Origin of the sequence: Paenibacillus curdlanolyticus YK9 (assembly GCF_000179615.1) — a bacterium.
GTDB lineage: Bacteria > Bacillota > Bacilli > Paenibacillales > Paenibacillaceae > Paenibacillus_T > Paenibacillus_T curdlanolyticus.
Genome location: NZ_AEDD01000008.1, coordinates 104,288 through 118,097 on the forward strand (window position 1 = coordinate 104,288; position 13,810 = coordinate 118,097).

Here is a 13,810-nt window from a genome sequence, read left to right on the forward strand (position 1 = left end):
GAAGCAATGCGTGTAATGGCTGCTAAATTGGCGAATAAAGTTCTCACATCGGTCGCAAAGAAATTGGTGAAAACGAATTGTATGTTCATTTGCCATCGCTCAGAAGCTCCAGAAGAATTATTTCACCAATAAAGTAAAACAAAGCCCAGATCGTAGAGCGATCTGGGCTTTTCTTATCCATTATCGTGTTTAACCATCGCGAACATCGGAAGCACGTTAAGGAATGTCTTGTGAATCTGATCGACTCCGTTAAGCAGATTGAATCCGAATGCCATCTTATCCTTGTATACGACCCGCTCAACGCCTCTTAGCTCCGAATTGTGATGCTGGATCAGCGCGTGGACCGTATCTTCCTGTCGATCGTTGTCCATCATGGAGTTAAGTATAATCTGGTAACCGTTAAGATCGGCGTAAACGCCAACGATCTTTTTGCCGAGGAGACAGTAGTCGATCTTTATACCTAGACTTCTGGCTACCTCATAGGGTGATGCGTTCATAATATTAGGCCTCCAAACATTAAGGGAATATTTTTTTTGAAGATAGGTGTATGCAAGGGGTATGATCGGTATGATTTATAAGATAGATACCCGTTTTTCTGAAGGCTGGCAATCGATGAATCGTGTAATTGGTTGTTTTTGTATATTAGATTGTAGCATTGGAAAAATGAGAAGTTTGTCACTATTTGTCGATCCGCGCCAATTATTTTTTTCGTTGTAAATTTCTTTGGTTCAAAAATTCAAAGAAATCGATCGCAGAGATTAAATCGGTTTTGGTTAAATCATTTTTAATTAACTCGGCTATCCGGTAAATGACATTTTTCTGCTCAGGGCTCATGTCTTCTTCTCGGGTGAAGAGCTGGTAGGGATCGTTGGTCCGGCCGAACATGTAGTCAATGGAAACTTTAAATAGATCGGCTAATCTCCTAACAGTTTCGATGTTTGGGGATGTGCCTTTCGTTTCATAGCCGGCGATATCCGTTCTGCTTTTATTAACCGCTATTGCTACATCCTGCTGCGTCATGTTGCGTTGTTCTCGAAGTTCTTTAAGACGTTCGCCAAAAGTCATTGGATTTCCTTCCTTTTCCGCATTTATCTATATTCACAATTTGAATATATCGTGTGGTTTTAAAGCACGCAATTGGAACAGTTGTTCGAGAGAAGTAGGAGAAGAGGTGCATGCAATGACAACCATTGGACTTATCAGGCATGGGATAACCGATTGGAACGTTCTTGGGAAGGCGCAAGGCATTACCGACATCCCTCTTAACGAGGAAGGAAGAAAACAAGCGAGTGCAATCGCTGACAGGCTTTCGTCCGAAACTTGGGAGATTATCTATTCCAGCGACTTGGGAAGAGCACAGCAAACTGCTGAGGCGATAGGCAGCTCTCTAGGAATCAAGTCGTTGCTAATAGATGAACGATTGCGAGAAATCAATTGTGGACAAATCGAGGGTACAACGGAGGAAGAACGAATCGCTAGATGGGGAGCGAATTGGCGCGAGCTGGAGCTCGGTATGGAAAGGTTTGATCTCGTTGCAAAACGCGGTGTGGAGGTTATCGAGGAGATAACGATAAAACATCAAAATAAGAACGTATTAATCGTTAGTCACGGAGCATTAATTGGCCTGTCCTTGCAGCGCCTGCTTCCGCAGATGTTTCCTAAAACCTATATCGACAACACCTCCTTGACAGTCATAGCGAAGCCTCAAGATGTATGGGAATGCCGCTTATACAACTGCACCAAGCATCTGTAGTATGATAGGGATCATCGTACATTTACACGTCGGACATACGTTTTGCCTATAGCATTGTATAAGTAAAAGTTATAACAAAACCAATTGGTTTTCCTGTATCATAAAGTTAAATAAGCATGCTACGTGCCCGAGGATGTGAACCTATGTTAAAGCAATCGATTTTGAATAAAAAAACCGGCATCATTACGTACGGCATGACGCCGCCTAAAAATACGCACACACCTGAGAAAATTGAAGAAATTTCGCAAAAGCAAATCGAACGGCTCACTGGCTTGGACATCGATGCGTTAATTCTATACGATGTGCAGGAAGAGGCTGACCGGATCGACGAAGAGCGGCCGTTTCCGTACTTGCCGACATTGGACCCGGAAATCTACAGCCAGCAGTATCTGTCTTCCCTCGATATTCCCAAAATCATTTACCGCTGCGTAGGCAAATATTCGGAAGCCGAGCTGACGGAATGGCTGGCCAAGGATGTCGAGCGGCAGCGCTATACCGTGTTTGTTGGCGCTTCGTCGAGCCAGCAGCAGGTGCAATTGCAGCTATCCGATGCGTACCGGTTAAGCAAGCAGCATAACGACGAGCTGACCTTCGGCGGCGTCATCATTCCGGAGCGCCATATGAAGAAGAATGACGAGCACATTCGCGTCGTGGACAAAATGCTGCGCGGCTGCGATTTCTTCGTCTCGCAAGCGACTTATAATGTTGAGGCGTCCAAAAACTTCTTGTCCGACTATTATCACCATTGCCAGCAGAATGAGCTCGACATGGTTCCGATTTTATTCAACCTAGCGCCATGCGGCTCAACGAAAACGCTGGAGTTTATGAAATGGCTGGGCATCAGCATTCCGAAGTGGCTGGAGAACGAGCTGAAATTTTCGACGGATGTGTTGGACAAGTCCATCCAGCTGACCCAAAAAATATTCGAGGAGCTTCTCGAATTCGGCTTGGAGAAAGGAATACCGGTCGGCTGCAGCATCGAGAGCGTATCGACTCGCAAGGTCGAGATCGAAGCGTCGATCCAGATGGTCAAAGACATCAAGTCGATGCTTGACCGCAAGCAGCTGATCGAGGCTATTCGATAACCGAATACGAAATGCGCATACAGCGGCAGAACAGGCGTACAAGCCTGTTCTGCCGCTGTTTTTTTTAATTGCTGTAGTAAAAAAAAGCCGCTCCGGGCAATCTGAGGAAGAGAATTTTTGACTAGGAGAAATAACGATGATGGCTGAACGAAGCTGCATGAAAGCGCTATTGGCATTTACTGTTATCTGCATCGGAACGGTGGCTGCTGCGAACACAGCGTTCGCTGCCCCGATTCGCAAGGACCGATTTTATTATGAGAAGCGCGGAGAGGTCGTATGGGAGGTGCCGACCGACCGTCCGATGATTGCGCTGACGTTCGATGACGGGCCGAATCCGAAGCAGACGAACGAAATACTGGATGTGTTGAAGCAATACGAGGCCAAGTGTACGTTTTTCGTCGTTGGCAAGCGCGTGGAGGCGTACCCGGACGTCGCGAGGCGCATTGTCGGAGAGGGACATGAGATTGCGAACCATACGTATCATCATATTTATTTTCAATCGTCAAGCTCGGAGCGGCAGGTGCAGCAGGAGCTGGAGCTGGCAGAGCAGGCGATTAATCAAGCGACAGGTCAGCATTCGGTTTTGTTTCGCCCGCCCGGAGGCATGTTTGATGAGAAGCTGGTCTCGGTCGCTAACCATATGGGGCTGAAGCCGGTCATCTGGTCATGGCATCAGGATACGAAGGATTGGGTTCGCCCTGGCGTCTATCGCATAACGAGCCGCGTGCTGCGCAATGCGCATCATGGCGATATCGTGCTGTTCCATGACTTTGTCGCAGGCAAGTCGCAGACCAAAGAGGCGCTTGAGACGATTTTGCCCGAGCTGCACAAGCGAGGCTATCAGTTTGTCACCGTATCCGAGCTGATGAAGCATGCGATGCGGTGAGTGAAGCTTAGCTTATGCGGAACGGAGTTTACTCACGCGACTGTTTGCGATACGCGCCCGGCGAAATCCCATATTGCGCTCGGAAGATCCGATGGAAATAAGCATAGCTGCCAAGTCCCGTTTCTGCTGCAATCTGCTCGAGCGACAACGGGCTATGGTCCATCAGCTTCACGGCGCGCGTCAAGCGAAGCTTCTGCGTATAGCCGATAATCGACATGCCAAAATGCGCTTTGAACAAATGGACAGCTCTTGAGACGCTAAGGCCCGAATGCTGCGCAACATCCTTGAGATGGAGCTCATGGGCGGCGTGCTCCTCAATATAATGCCGCATTCGCAGCGCGTGGTAAGCAGCAGCGGATTGGACGACAGGCGCTTCTTCAATCGCGCGATCCAGCAGCTGCAGCAGCGACCAGACGAGCGAGGTGACGAGCGCGGGACTGCCGCCGTCGAGCCGATTTTTCTCCGCAATAAGATGATGCCAGATGGACTTGATGCGGCTGTCCTCGGCAATCTTGGTACGCGTTTGGCGCTCCTTGCTGTTCCACCACTCCTTCATGCCAGGACCGGTGCTCATGACATAATAATCGCCATTTGGCTTAATCGGAGTTGGCTCATGCGGAGAGCCGATGCGCAGATCGTACATATCGCCTGGCTTGTACAGAAGCAAGTCGCCGGGGCGTACATCGGTCAAGGCGCCGTCGACGAGCGCTTGGCTGATCCCTTCGGATTGCAGTCGGATTAAATAGGTGTCGATACCGTTTGCAAATAAATGGTGAAAAGGTTCCTTATGCTGGGAATAAGCGGTTAAGTGGACGTGAATGTCGTTCAATTCTGGCTCCGCCCTTTCTATATATGCACACGAGATCAATCAGATTGTTGATGTATTCGATCATATTGTTTCTTCAATGGTCGGACTGGCTCCTATTATAATAAATGAATCACAGTAGTGGAAAGGGGATTTCATCTCATCATGGCTAACCGCACAATTCGAATGATTCAAACTTCGCAAGGGTCGGAGGACCGTCTTACCGAGGTAGCGCCGATTACGCTCGTCGACGACGCTAAAGGCGTTGAGAACCAGCTTATTAACGTTTATGACGATGTTGAATATCAACAAATTATCGGCTTCGGCGGCGCGATCACGGAAGCTTCTGCCGTAACGACGTCCAAGCTTGGCGAAGCGAATCAAAAGCGCATCCTCGATGCGTATTACAGCCTGGAAGAAGGCATTGGCTACAACATCTGCCGCACGCATATTAACAGCTGCGACTTCTCGCTCGGCAACTATACGTACGTAGCAGACAATGACGTTGCATTGGAAAGCTTCGATATCAGCCATGATCGCGAGCTTATCATTCCATATATCAAGCAAGCCAAAACGCTGTCCGGCGAGGAGTTCCTATTCTACGCGTCGCCTTGGAGCCCGCCGGCTTGGATGAAAACGAACGGTGAAATGAACAATGGCGGTTTCCTGAAGCCGGAATACCGCGAAGCTTGGGCGAACTATTTCATCAAATATGTTGAGGCAGTAGAAGCTGAAGGCGTTCCAGTATGGGGCTTGACGGTTCAGAACGAAGAGAAGGCTGTCCAAGTTTGGGATTCGTGCATTTTCTCTGCGGAAGAAACGCGTGACTTCGTTCGCGACTACCTCGGACCTGCACTTGAGAAAGCAGGCCGTTCCGATATCCGTCTCATGATCTGGGATCATAACAAAGAGCGTCTGTACGATCGTGCGAAGGTTGCATTCGAAGATGCGGCAGCATCCAAATACATTTGGGGCATCGGCTTCCACTGGTATTCGGGCGACCATTTCGAATCGCTGCAGGTTGTTAACAAGAAATACCCGGACAAAGCGCTTATCTTCACAGAAGGCTGCCATGAGGGCGGCGTACAGCTGGGCTCGTGGAAGAGCGGCGAGCGTTATGCGCATGACATTATCGGCAACCTGAACAACGGCATGGCTGGCTGGACGGACTGGAACATCGTATTGGACGAGCAAGGCGGCCCTAACCATGTCGGCAACTATTGCGACGCGCCAATTATTGCGGACACGATCAACGATTCCCTGACGTTCCAATCGTCGTACTACTACATCGGACATTTCAGCAAATATATCCGTCCAGGCGCAGTGCGTGTCGCAGCTACGAAGTACTCGGAGCATCTGCATACGACGGCGTTCAAAAATCCGAATGGCGAAGTTGTTCTTGTTGTTATGAACAAGTCGGACGTTGAGCTCCCGTACATCGTACGCAATCGCGAGCAAGTTGCAGAAACGGTTATTCCAGCTCACACGATTCAGACGCTGATTTTCCCATGTCAGTAAGCGTAATGGCAGCAGCGCCGTCCAAGAAGCAATGGATTACAACTGAAATTCGCGAGCAAGCTGAACAGTTGTTGTCTAAAATGACACTCGAGGATAAGGTCGGCCAGATGACCCAGTTTGACTGGGGCTATAACCCAATTAATCCCGAAACAGGCGAATCGGAGCATGATTTGATCATCGAGCTGATTCGTCAAGGCAAAGTAGGATCGATTTTTAACTTATCCGGCGCTGCGGAAGCGAACGAGCTTCAAGGGCTGATCGAACAACATACAGAGCTGAAGATTCCGATGGTAATCGGACGCGATGTCATCCATGGCTACCGTACGGTATTCCCGATTCCGCTTGCGATGGCAGCGGCGTGGAATCCTGAGGTAGCAAGACAAACATCAGCTGCAGCGTCTACGGAGGCGCTGACGGATGGCGTCACTTGGGTATTCGCGCCAATGATCGACGTTAGCCGCGACCCGCGCTGGGGACGGATTGCCGAGAGCATCGGGGAAGACCCGTATTTGACGGCTGCATACGGACGCGCATGGGTGGAAGGATCGCAGATTGACAATGGCCCGGGCCGAGCGACAGCAAGCTGCCCGAAACACTTTGCCGGCTACGGCATGGCAGAAGCAGGGCGCGACTACAACACAGTCGATCTGTCGGACCGCGAGCTGCGCGATATTATTCTTCCGCCGTTCCAAGATGCGGTCGAAGCAGGCGCGCTCAGCATTATGGCTTCGTTCAATGAAATCAACGGCATTCCGGCATGCGCGAATGAGTACCTGCTGAAGACGATTCTTCGCGACGAGTGGGGCTTCGAGGGGGTAGTCGCGAGCGACTATAATGCGCTTGTTGAATTGATTGTGCACGGCGTGGCTGCGAATGAAGAAGAAGCATGCGAAATGACCGTGCTCGCGGGCTGCGACATGGACATGCATTCCGGCATCTTTACTCGCCAGCTGCCTAAGCTGGTAAGAGCCGGCCGCGTGCCTGAGTCTGTAGTCGACGATTCGGTGCGCCGCATTCTTGCGATGAAAATCAAGCTTGGACTGCTCGAGCAGTCCAAGTCTGACGTGTCGCAATCGGCTGCAACGCAACCATTGAAGTCGGAGTATGTAGAATTGGCTCGCGAGGCTGCGCGCCAATCGATCGTTCTGCTTCAGAACAAAGAGCAGGTGCTGCCGCTTAGCAAAGCTGGCGCATCGATAGCTGTCATTGGACCGCTCGCTGACAACGCGACCGATCCGCTCGGCTGCTGGGCGCTCGACGGCCGTTCGGACGAGGTTGTTACGGCTTTGGAAGGCATTCGTCAGGCAGCAGCTGAGGGCACGTCCATTCGTTATGCGCAAGGCTGCGATATCGATTCCGACTCCGAAGAAGGCTTCGAAGCAGCGTTGGAAGCAGCGCGCAGCAGTGATGTTGTCGTCATGCTGTTAGGCGAATCGGCTACGATGAGCGGGGAATCGCGTTCCCGTGCAGCGCTCGATCTGCCAGGCAAGCAGCGCGCTTTGGTAGAAGCTGTTGCAAAGCTCGGCAAGCCGATTGTAGCGGTTATTCTAAGCGGCCGACCGTTGACATTTGCTTGGCTGCCTGAGCAAGCGTCTGCAATCGTTCAGGCGTGGCATCTCGGCGTACAAAGCGGCAATGCCATTGCAGATGTGCTGTTCGGCGACTTTAATCCGAGCGGCCGTCTGCCTGTCACATTCCCGCAAAACGTGGGACAGATCCCAATTTATCATTACCGGAAGAAGACGGGGCGTCCGCCTGCCGGCGCATACTCTTCTTACTACATCGATTCGACGACGGAGCCGCTTTATCCATTCGGATACGGCCTGACGTATACGGAGTTTGAATACGGCGCGATTCAAACGAGCAAATCGTCCATCGGCGCTGACGAGCAGCTCGATGTGACGGTATCCATTCGCAACGTCGGCAACCTGGCTGGCGAAGAGGTCGTGCAATGTTATGTGCGCGACGAAGTAGCTAGCGTGACGCAGCCATTGAAGCGATTGGTGGCGTTCCGCAAGGTCAAAGTGGCAGCGGGCGAATCGGTTGACGTAACGTTCACGATCGGGGCTGCTGAGCTTGCGATTTTGGATAAACATATGAAACGAACCGTTGAACCCGGCGACTTTACGCTGTGGATCGGACCGAGCGCAGGAAGCGGCGAATCGGTGTCCATAACGGTGGAAGGCCGGTAGTGCAAGCAATAGAGAAAGGTATTGATCTGCGATTTTATCGCAGGTCAATACCTTTTTTCATGAGGCGGAGCCCCGAAACAAGCGATTTGGAGCGGTTCAATAGTCGCATTGACAGATCGACACGGTTCGTTGATTATGTACAGTTTTCGTTAACCAGTGTCCTAGAATAGAGGGGTATTCTGGCTTACTATTAAAGCACTAAGACAAGATAAGTTGGTGGAAAAATGAAGGCAGTAAACGGAGGCGTGAGTCCTCAAGCCGCTGCGGCGGCAGTAGGAAAACCGGAGAAGAAGATGTCACTAGGACGCCGATTCATCAAGCAATGGGACTTCCAATTGATGATCTGGCCTGCCATGTTGTTCATCCTAGTGTTCAGCTACGGACCGATGTGGGGCGTGTTGTTAGCTTTCAAAGAGTACAACATTTTTGCTCCATTCAGCGAAAGTCCATGGGTAGGAACGCTGCAATTTAGAATGTTTTTTGAATCGCCGGAGTTTTGGGACATTATGCGCAACACGTTTTGTATCGCACTGCTGAAGCTGGCAATCGGCTTCCCGGCCCCAATCATTTTGGCGCTTTTGCTCAATGAGGTTGGCGGATGGTTCAAGCGGGTTGTACAGACCGTCACGTACATTCCTCACTTTATGTCCTGGGTCGTTATTTCGGGTATGGCATTCTCCATGCTGTCGGTCGACCAAGGCACAGTGAATGACGTTTTGCTTTTCTTCCACCTTATTGACGAGCCGATTAACTGGCTGTCCAAGCCGGATTACTTCTGGGGCATTCTCGTCTCCTTGAATGTATGGAAAGAAATCGGCTTTGGTTCGATCGTATACTTGGCTGCAATCGTCGGCATTGACCCGGCCATGTATGAAGCAGCATCGATCGATGGCGCAAGCCGCTTTAAGCAGATTTTCCTCATCACCATCCCGAGCATTATGCCAATCATGATTATCTTCTTGATTCTAGGCATCGGCAATACGCTGAATGCAGGCTATGAGGACATTCTCGTTCTGACGAAAAACATGAACAACGGTATCGTGATGCCGGTTGCGAATGTCATCGATACGTATGTGTATCAAATGGGCGTACTCAATCAACGGTACTCTTATGCAACGGCTGCAGGCGTGTTCAAATCCGTGCTCAGCGTTACGCTTCTCTTGGTTGCGAATGGATTCGCAAGAAGATTCGGTAAGACAAGCTTATGGTAGTGCATGATCTGGAATTTGGGGTGAATCATCAATGAAATTAACTCTAGGCGACAAGGTATTAAAAACGGTCGTATATGTGATTCTTTTAGCGCTAGCGTTCGTTACCTTTTACCCTTTTTGGAACTCGTTAGTCCTGTCCTTTAATACGGGTTCGGACACATCGCTTGGCGGTGTAACGTTCTGGCCGCGTGATTTCACGTTTGAGAACTACGGGATCGTGTTTAAGGAAAGCGGCATCTATCACGCCTACCTGATTACGATTCTGCGTACGATTATCGGTACATTCCTCGCGATGTTCTTTACGGCGATGTTTGCATACGCGATGTCGAAGAAAGGGATCGTGTTCAAAAAAACGTACATGATTCTTGCAGTTATCACGATGTTTTTCAACGGCGGGTTAATACCATACTTCATCATCGTCTATAACCTGCATTTGTATGATACGTTCATGTTCCTGGTTCTTCACGGCATGATCAACGTGTATAACATGATTATCTTCCGGACCTTCTTCATGGAGATGCCGGATGGGCTTGAAGAGTCGGCTAAGATCGACGGATGCTCCAACTTCGGCGTCTTCTTCCGAATCGTTCTGCCAGTATCCGGTCCGGTTATTGCAACGCTGTCTCTGTTCACGGCGGTCTTCCTTTGGAATGACTGGTTTATCCCGGCTGTATTCATCAGCAATCAAGAGTTGATTCCGCTGCAGACGCTGTTGGTTCAAATTATTAACACCGGCGCAACGGACAACCTGATTCAGAATATGAACACCTTTGCGCAGAACATGGTTGAGAACACCGTAACGGTTAAAGCGCTGCAAATGGCGACAATGATGGTAGCGACGCTTCCGATTCTCATGATCTATCCATTCCTGCAAAAGTACTTCGTTAAAGGGGTACTGGTTGGTTCCCTGAAAGAGTAGTTTTATATCTGGTTATTAGTCGGCTTGACGGTCTCAAGCCGACTCCATAACATATACATTAAGTGGTCGAGAGGGGTATAAGTATGCTTAAAAAGAAAACATTCAGTTCGCTCTTGATGTTGACCGTTTGCTCCGCAGTGGCATTGACTGCATGTTCCAGCAAAGAAGAAACGAAAGAGCCAACAACTACGGAACAGACTCAAACAGAAACGAAAACAGAGGGAACGGCAACTACGCCTGATGCAAACGCTGACGCGAAATCAAAAGTGAAACCGGTTACGTTTACGCAATTCGTTAACTATGACTGGTATACGGCTCCAAAATGGGACGAGCGTCCTCATGCAAAATGGATCACGGACAACCTGGGCGTAACGATGGAGCCTGTTCAATCGAACGGCGCTGCAGCATCGAAGCTCAATTCGATGATCGTATCCAAGAAACTGCCAGACGCAATCGTTCTGGACCGTGGTAAAGACGTAGAGCGTCTCGTTGCAGCAGGCCAACTCGTTGCACTCGACGACTACCTCGCCAAATACCCGGAGTTCGTAAAAACGATCGGCGAGCAAACGCTGAACATGCTTCGCAGCGCTGACGGCAAGCTGTACCAAATCCCGAACTGGTTCATTAGCGGCGACAACGGTAACGGTAACGCTGGCTACTTCATCAACAAAAAGATCTACAAAGAGCTGGGCTCCCCTGCACTCGAAACTTGGGATGATCTCGAAGCTTACCTGCAACAAGTAAAATCGAAATATCCAGACGTAGTGCCAATCGACTTCGGCGAAATGCGCGATAGCGAGTCCCAAATGCTCGGCATGCTGTACAGCGGTGCGGCGAATGATGTAACGCCATCGTTCATCTCCCCAGGCTCCGGCGCAATCTTCGGTATTCCGAACGGCGACAAGCTGACTTCGATCTACGAAGATCAAGCGTTCATCGATGCAGCAATGTACACGAGCCGCCTCTTCCGTGAAGGCTTGACGTCCAAAGACGCATTCACGCAAACGCGCGACCAAATCAAAGAAAAGCTGAAAAACGGTAAAGTTGCAGTATTCGGCGCTTATGATGCGTATGTTGAAGGTATCGGCCGTGAAGTAAACAACGACCTGAAAGCAAAAGACCCTAGCAGCGGCTACGATGTGATCTGGCCTGTGCACAAAGCTGGCGTTGATAAGAACAAAGTATTCCCATCCGGCTACAACACGCTGGGCTGGAACGTAAACGTAATTACGAAAAGCGCGAAAGATCCAGAAGCAATCTTCGCATACATGAACTGGGCACTGAGCCCAGAAGGTCAACAGATCTTCTTCTTCGGTCCGCAAGGCCTGTTCTATGATGAAGTAAAAGACGGCGTTCCAATTCCGAATGATGCGTACATCAACCGCGACATGAAGAAATATGATGACCTGAAAATCGGCGAGTTCAACTGGTATGGCAACACGAGCTATGTTGACGGAACGAAAGCAAAACGCGAGCAATTGCTTAAAGCAGAGGCGCAAGACTGGACGACGATTGCCCAATCGACGATCTCGTTCAAAACGTCCAAAGACATTACGGAGTTCTCGAACCTTGATCCGGTTCCAAACTCTGAAGAAGGCATCATTATCCAACGTCTGAGAGACTACTACAAAACGTTCATTCCTAAAGTTGTATTCGCGAAGAGCGATGATGAAGTAAAACAATTGATCGCTGACGCGCAAGCGGAATCGGTTAAACTCGGCTACAATAAAGTGCTCGACTGGAAAACGGCAGTATGGCAAAAAAATCTTCAAACTATGAAAAAATAGTAAGCGTTGCATGGAACTTGAGGGTATACTTATGTATACCCTCTATTCTCTATTTTATAAGGCAAGGAGTCCGAACGAGATGTATAAAGCGATATTGGTAGATGACGAAAATTTCGATCTCATCGGTATGCAACAGTTAATTCCTTGGTCATCTTTACAAATTGAAATCGTTTACAGTTCCACGAAGCCGCTGGCGGCTTTGAGCTATATCCAAGAAAACGAAATTGACATTCTTATAACCGATATTAAGATGCCCGTCATGTCTGGACTTGAGCTTGCCAAGGCTGCTCTTCAGAAAAATGCAGGCCTTAAAGTGATGTTTATTAGCGGTTATCAGGATTTTGAATATGCGAAACAAGCGCTGCATTTGAAGGCAGACGGATACATATTAAAGCCGGTGGATGATGACGAGGTCATCGAAACCTTGAAGCGAGTCGTCGCTGCCCTGGATGAGCGAGCGAGATTCGAGAAAGCGACGGATGCGAATCTGGAATCGTTCGAGTTTGTGAAGCATAACTTCCTGCTGCATCTAATGGAAGGGACGATTGAAGAGGAGACGCTCCAAGCTTTTATGCGCAAGTATCCCGTAGAAGTATCCGTGGATCGCGCCCACGCGGTTATTATTGAGATTGACGATGCCGCACGGATGATGCAGGGGCAGCAGGCTGAGTCTGATCCGATTACGACCACGGCACGGCTGATCGTTTCTTACATCGAATCGCATGGGCTCGGGTTATGGTATCGGCTGTCTCCAACCCGAATCGGCCTCATCTACTCGGGCTATTCCGAGCATATCGAGCGGGACTTTAATGGCCTGCTGTCTGAAATACGGGCGAACGGGAATACGACCGCAACGATTAGCTATGGACAAGCCGTCTCGGGCATTCCGATGCTGCCGGCATCGTTCAAGGAGGCTCGCGAGCTTATCGATTGCAAGATGTTCATCGGTAAGAACAGGATTATATCACCGGGCGCTTCGCAGACAGCTGGAGTGCGCAATGCGAAGGATATGAACGCGATTCTCGACCAATTGTTCAAGTCGATCTCGAATTATTCGCTCGTGGTTGTATGCGACTGCATCGAAGAGCTGTTTGAGAGCGTTCAGGCTTTTGCGGAGCCGGTGAAGGTGTACCATTTTTCAACGCATATTATCTCGCGCCTGGAAGGTTATCTGAGCGATGCGGGAACCTCCTCCGAGGTGCTCGCGAACTGGAAAAACAATGGCTTCGCCGCGGTTCAGCAGTTCGAGACGATCGATGATATCAAGTCGTGGCTGCGCCGCACCGCGTTCGAGTTGTCCGAGATGCTGTATATGCGCAGTCAAAAGCCGGTGTGGCGATTGTATGCGGATATTGAAGAGTTCGTAACGGCGAATCTGGCAAGCGACATCACGCTGAAGGACATGGCAAGTCGATTCTCTTATTCGCCGAACCATTTTGGCGTTCTATTCAAGGAGCAAGTGGGGATCAGCTTCAATGATTATGTCGTCAGTCGGCGGATGGCGAAGGCGAAGGAAATGCTTCAGCAGCCGCAATACAAAATTTATGAGATCGCGGATCGGGTAGGCTACAAAAGTTTGACGTATTTCAGCAGAATGTTCAAGGAAGCATTCGGCATGACGCCAGGAGACTACAGAAAGCAGAGCTGATGACTA

At 49.7% G+C, this 13,810-nt stretch carries 13 protein-coding genes; 10 read left to right on the forward strand and 3 right to left on the reverse strand.

Annotated elements, in window-relative coordinates; genetic code table 11:
• The first annotated feature begins 15 nt into the window (after positions 1 to 15).
• Positions 16 to 132, forward strand: coding sequence for a cyclic lactone autoinducer peptide (locus tag PAECUDRAFT_RS26740; protein WP_407636296.1), 117 nt, complete (start codon positions 16 to 18; stop codon positions 130 to 132).
• Positions 133 to 173: 41 nt separating this feature from the next.
• Here PAECUDRAFT_RS26740 and PAECUDRAFT_RS15325 read toward each other — a convergent pair whose 3' ends face one another.
• A complete protein-coding gene (locus tag PAECUDRAFT_RS15325; RefSeq protein ID WP_006039019.1) occupies positions 174 to 497 on the reverse strand; it encodes a hypothetical protein in 324 nt (107 codons plus the stop codon).
• A 202-nt stretch (positions 498 to 699) separates the two neighbouring features.
• The gene (locus PAECUDRAFT_RS24790; RefSeq protein ID WP_006039020.1) at positions 700 to 1,065 is read right to left on the reverse strand and encodes a helix-turn-helix domain-containing protein; all 366 of its coding nucleotides are present in this window, start codon (positions 1,063 to 1,065) and stop codon (positions 700 to 702) included.
• A gap of 115 nt (positions 1,066 to 1,180) precedes the next feature.
• On the opposite strand from PAECUDRAFT_RS24790, the gene PAECUDRAFT_RS15335 reads away from it, so the two are divergent.
• The 3 genes from PAECUDRAFT_RS15335 to PAECUDRAFT_RS15345 all read left to right on the forward strand — a co-directional run bounded on the left by PAECUDRAFT_RS15335 (position 1,181) and on the right by PAECUDRAFT_RS15345 (position 3,724).
• Positions 1,181 to 1,753, forward strand: a complete 573-nt coding sequence (locus PAECUDRAFT_RS15335; RefSeq protein ID WP_006039021.1) for a histidine phosphatase family protein — start codon at positions 1,181 to 1,183, stop codon at positions 1,751 to 1,753.
• Positions 1,754 to 1,896: 143 nt separating this feature from the next.
• On the forward strand, positions 1,897 to 2,838 hold the full coding sequence (locus PAECUDRAFT_RS15340) for a methylenetetrahydrofolate reductase (RefSeq protein ID WP_006039022.1): 942 nt from the start codon (positions 1,897 to 1,899) through the stop codon (positions 2,836 to 2,838).
• A 136-nt stretch (positions 2,839 to 2,974) separates the two neighbouring features.
• The gene (locus PAECUDRAFT_RS15345; RefSeq protein WP_006039023.1) at positions 2,975 to 3,724 is read left to right on the forward strand and encodes a polysaccharide deacetylase family protein; all 750 of its coding nucleotides are present in this window, start codon (positions 2,975 to 2,977) and stop codon (positions 3,722 to 3,724) included.
• 28 nt (positions 3,725 to 3,752) lie between these two features.
• Here the strand turns inward: PAECUDRAFT_RS15345 and PAECUDRAFT_RS15350 are convergent, their stop codons facing one another.
• On the reverse strand, positions 3,753 to 4,553 hold the full coding sequence (locus tag PAECUDRAFT_RS15350) for a helix-turn-helix domain-containing protein (protein ID WP_006039024.1): 801 nt from the start codon (positions 4,551 to 4,553) through the stop codon (positions 3,753 to 3,755).
• 141 nt (positions 4,554 to 4,694) lie between these two features.
• On the opposite strand from PAECUDRAFT_RS15350, the gene PAECUDRAFT_RS15355 reads away from it, so the two are divergent.
• The 6 genes from PAECUDRAFT_RS15355 (at position 4,695) to PAECUDRAFT_RS15380 (ending at position 13,804) form a co-directional block, all read left to right on the forward strand.
• Positions 4,695 to 6,047 (forward strand): glycoside hydrolase family 30 protein, encoded by a 1,353-nt coding sequence (locus PAECUDRAFT_RS15355; RefSeq protein WP_006039025.1) that lies wholly within the window; start codon positions 4,695 to 4,697, stop codon positions 6,045 to 6,047.
• The gene (locus PAECUDRAFT_RS15360; RefSeq protein ID WP_006039026.1) at positions 6,038 to 8,239 is read left to right on the forward strand and encodes a glycoside hydrolase family 3 N-terminal domain-containing protein; all 2,202 of its coding nucleotides are present in this window, start codon (positions 6,038 to 6,040) and stop codon (positions 8,237 to 8,239) included. Before PAECUDRAFT_RS15355 ends, PAECUDRAFT_RS15360 begins: the two co-directional genes overlap by 10 nt.
• 293 nt (positions 8,240 to 8,532) lie before the next feature.
• Positions 8,533 to 9,450, forward strand: coding sequence for an ABC transporter permease (locus PAECUDRAFT_RS15365; RefSeq protein ID WP_050794377.1), 918 nt, complete (start codon positions 8,533 to 8,535; stop codon positions 9,448 to 9,450).
• Positions 9,451 to 9,481: 31 nt separating this feature from the next.
• Positions 9,482 to 10,369: a carbohydrate ABC transporter permease gene (locus PAECUDRAFT_RS15370; protein WP_006039028.1), complete on the forward strand. Its 888-nt coding sequence runs from the start codon at positions 9,482 to 9,484 to the stop codon at positions 10,367 to 10,369.
• Between the two features lie 83 nt (positions 10,370 to 10,452).
• Positions 10,453 to 12,156 (forward strand): extracellular solute-binding protein, encoded by a 1,704-nt coding sequence (locus PAECUDRAFT_RS15375; protein WP_006039029.1) that lies wholly within the window; start codon positions 10,453 to 10,455, stop codon positions 12,154 to 12,156.
• A gap of 79 nt (positions 12,157 to 12,235) precedes the next feature.
• The gene (locus PAECUDRAFT_RS15380) at positions 12,236 to 13,804 is read left to right on the forward strand and encodes a response regulator transcription factor (RefSeq protein ID WP_006039030.1); all 1,569 of its coding nucleotides are present in this window, start codon (positions 12,236 to 12,238) and stop codon (positions 13,802 to 13,804) included.
• Positions 13,805 to 13,810: the final 6 nt, after the last annotated feature.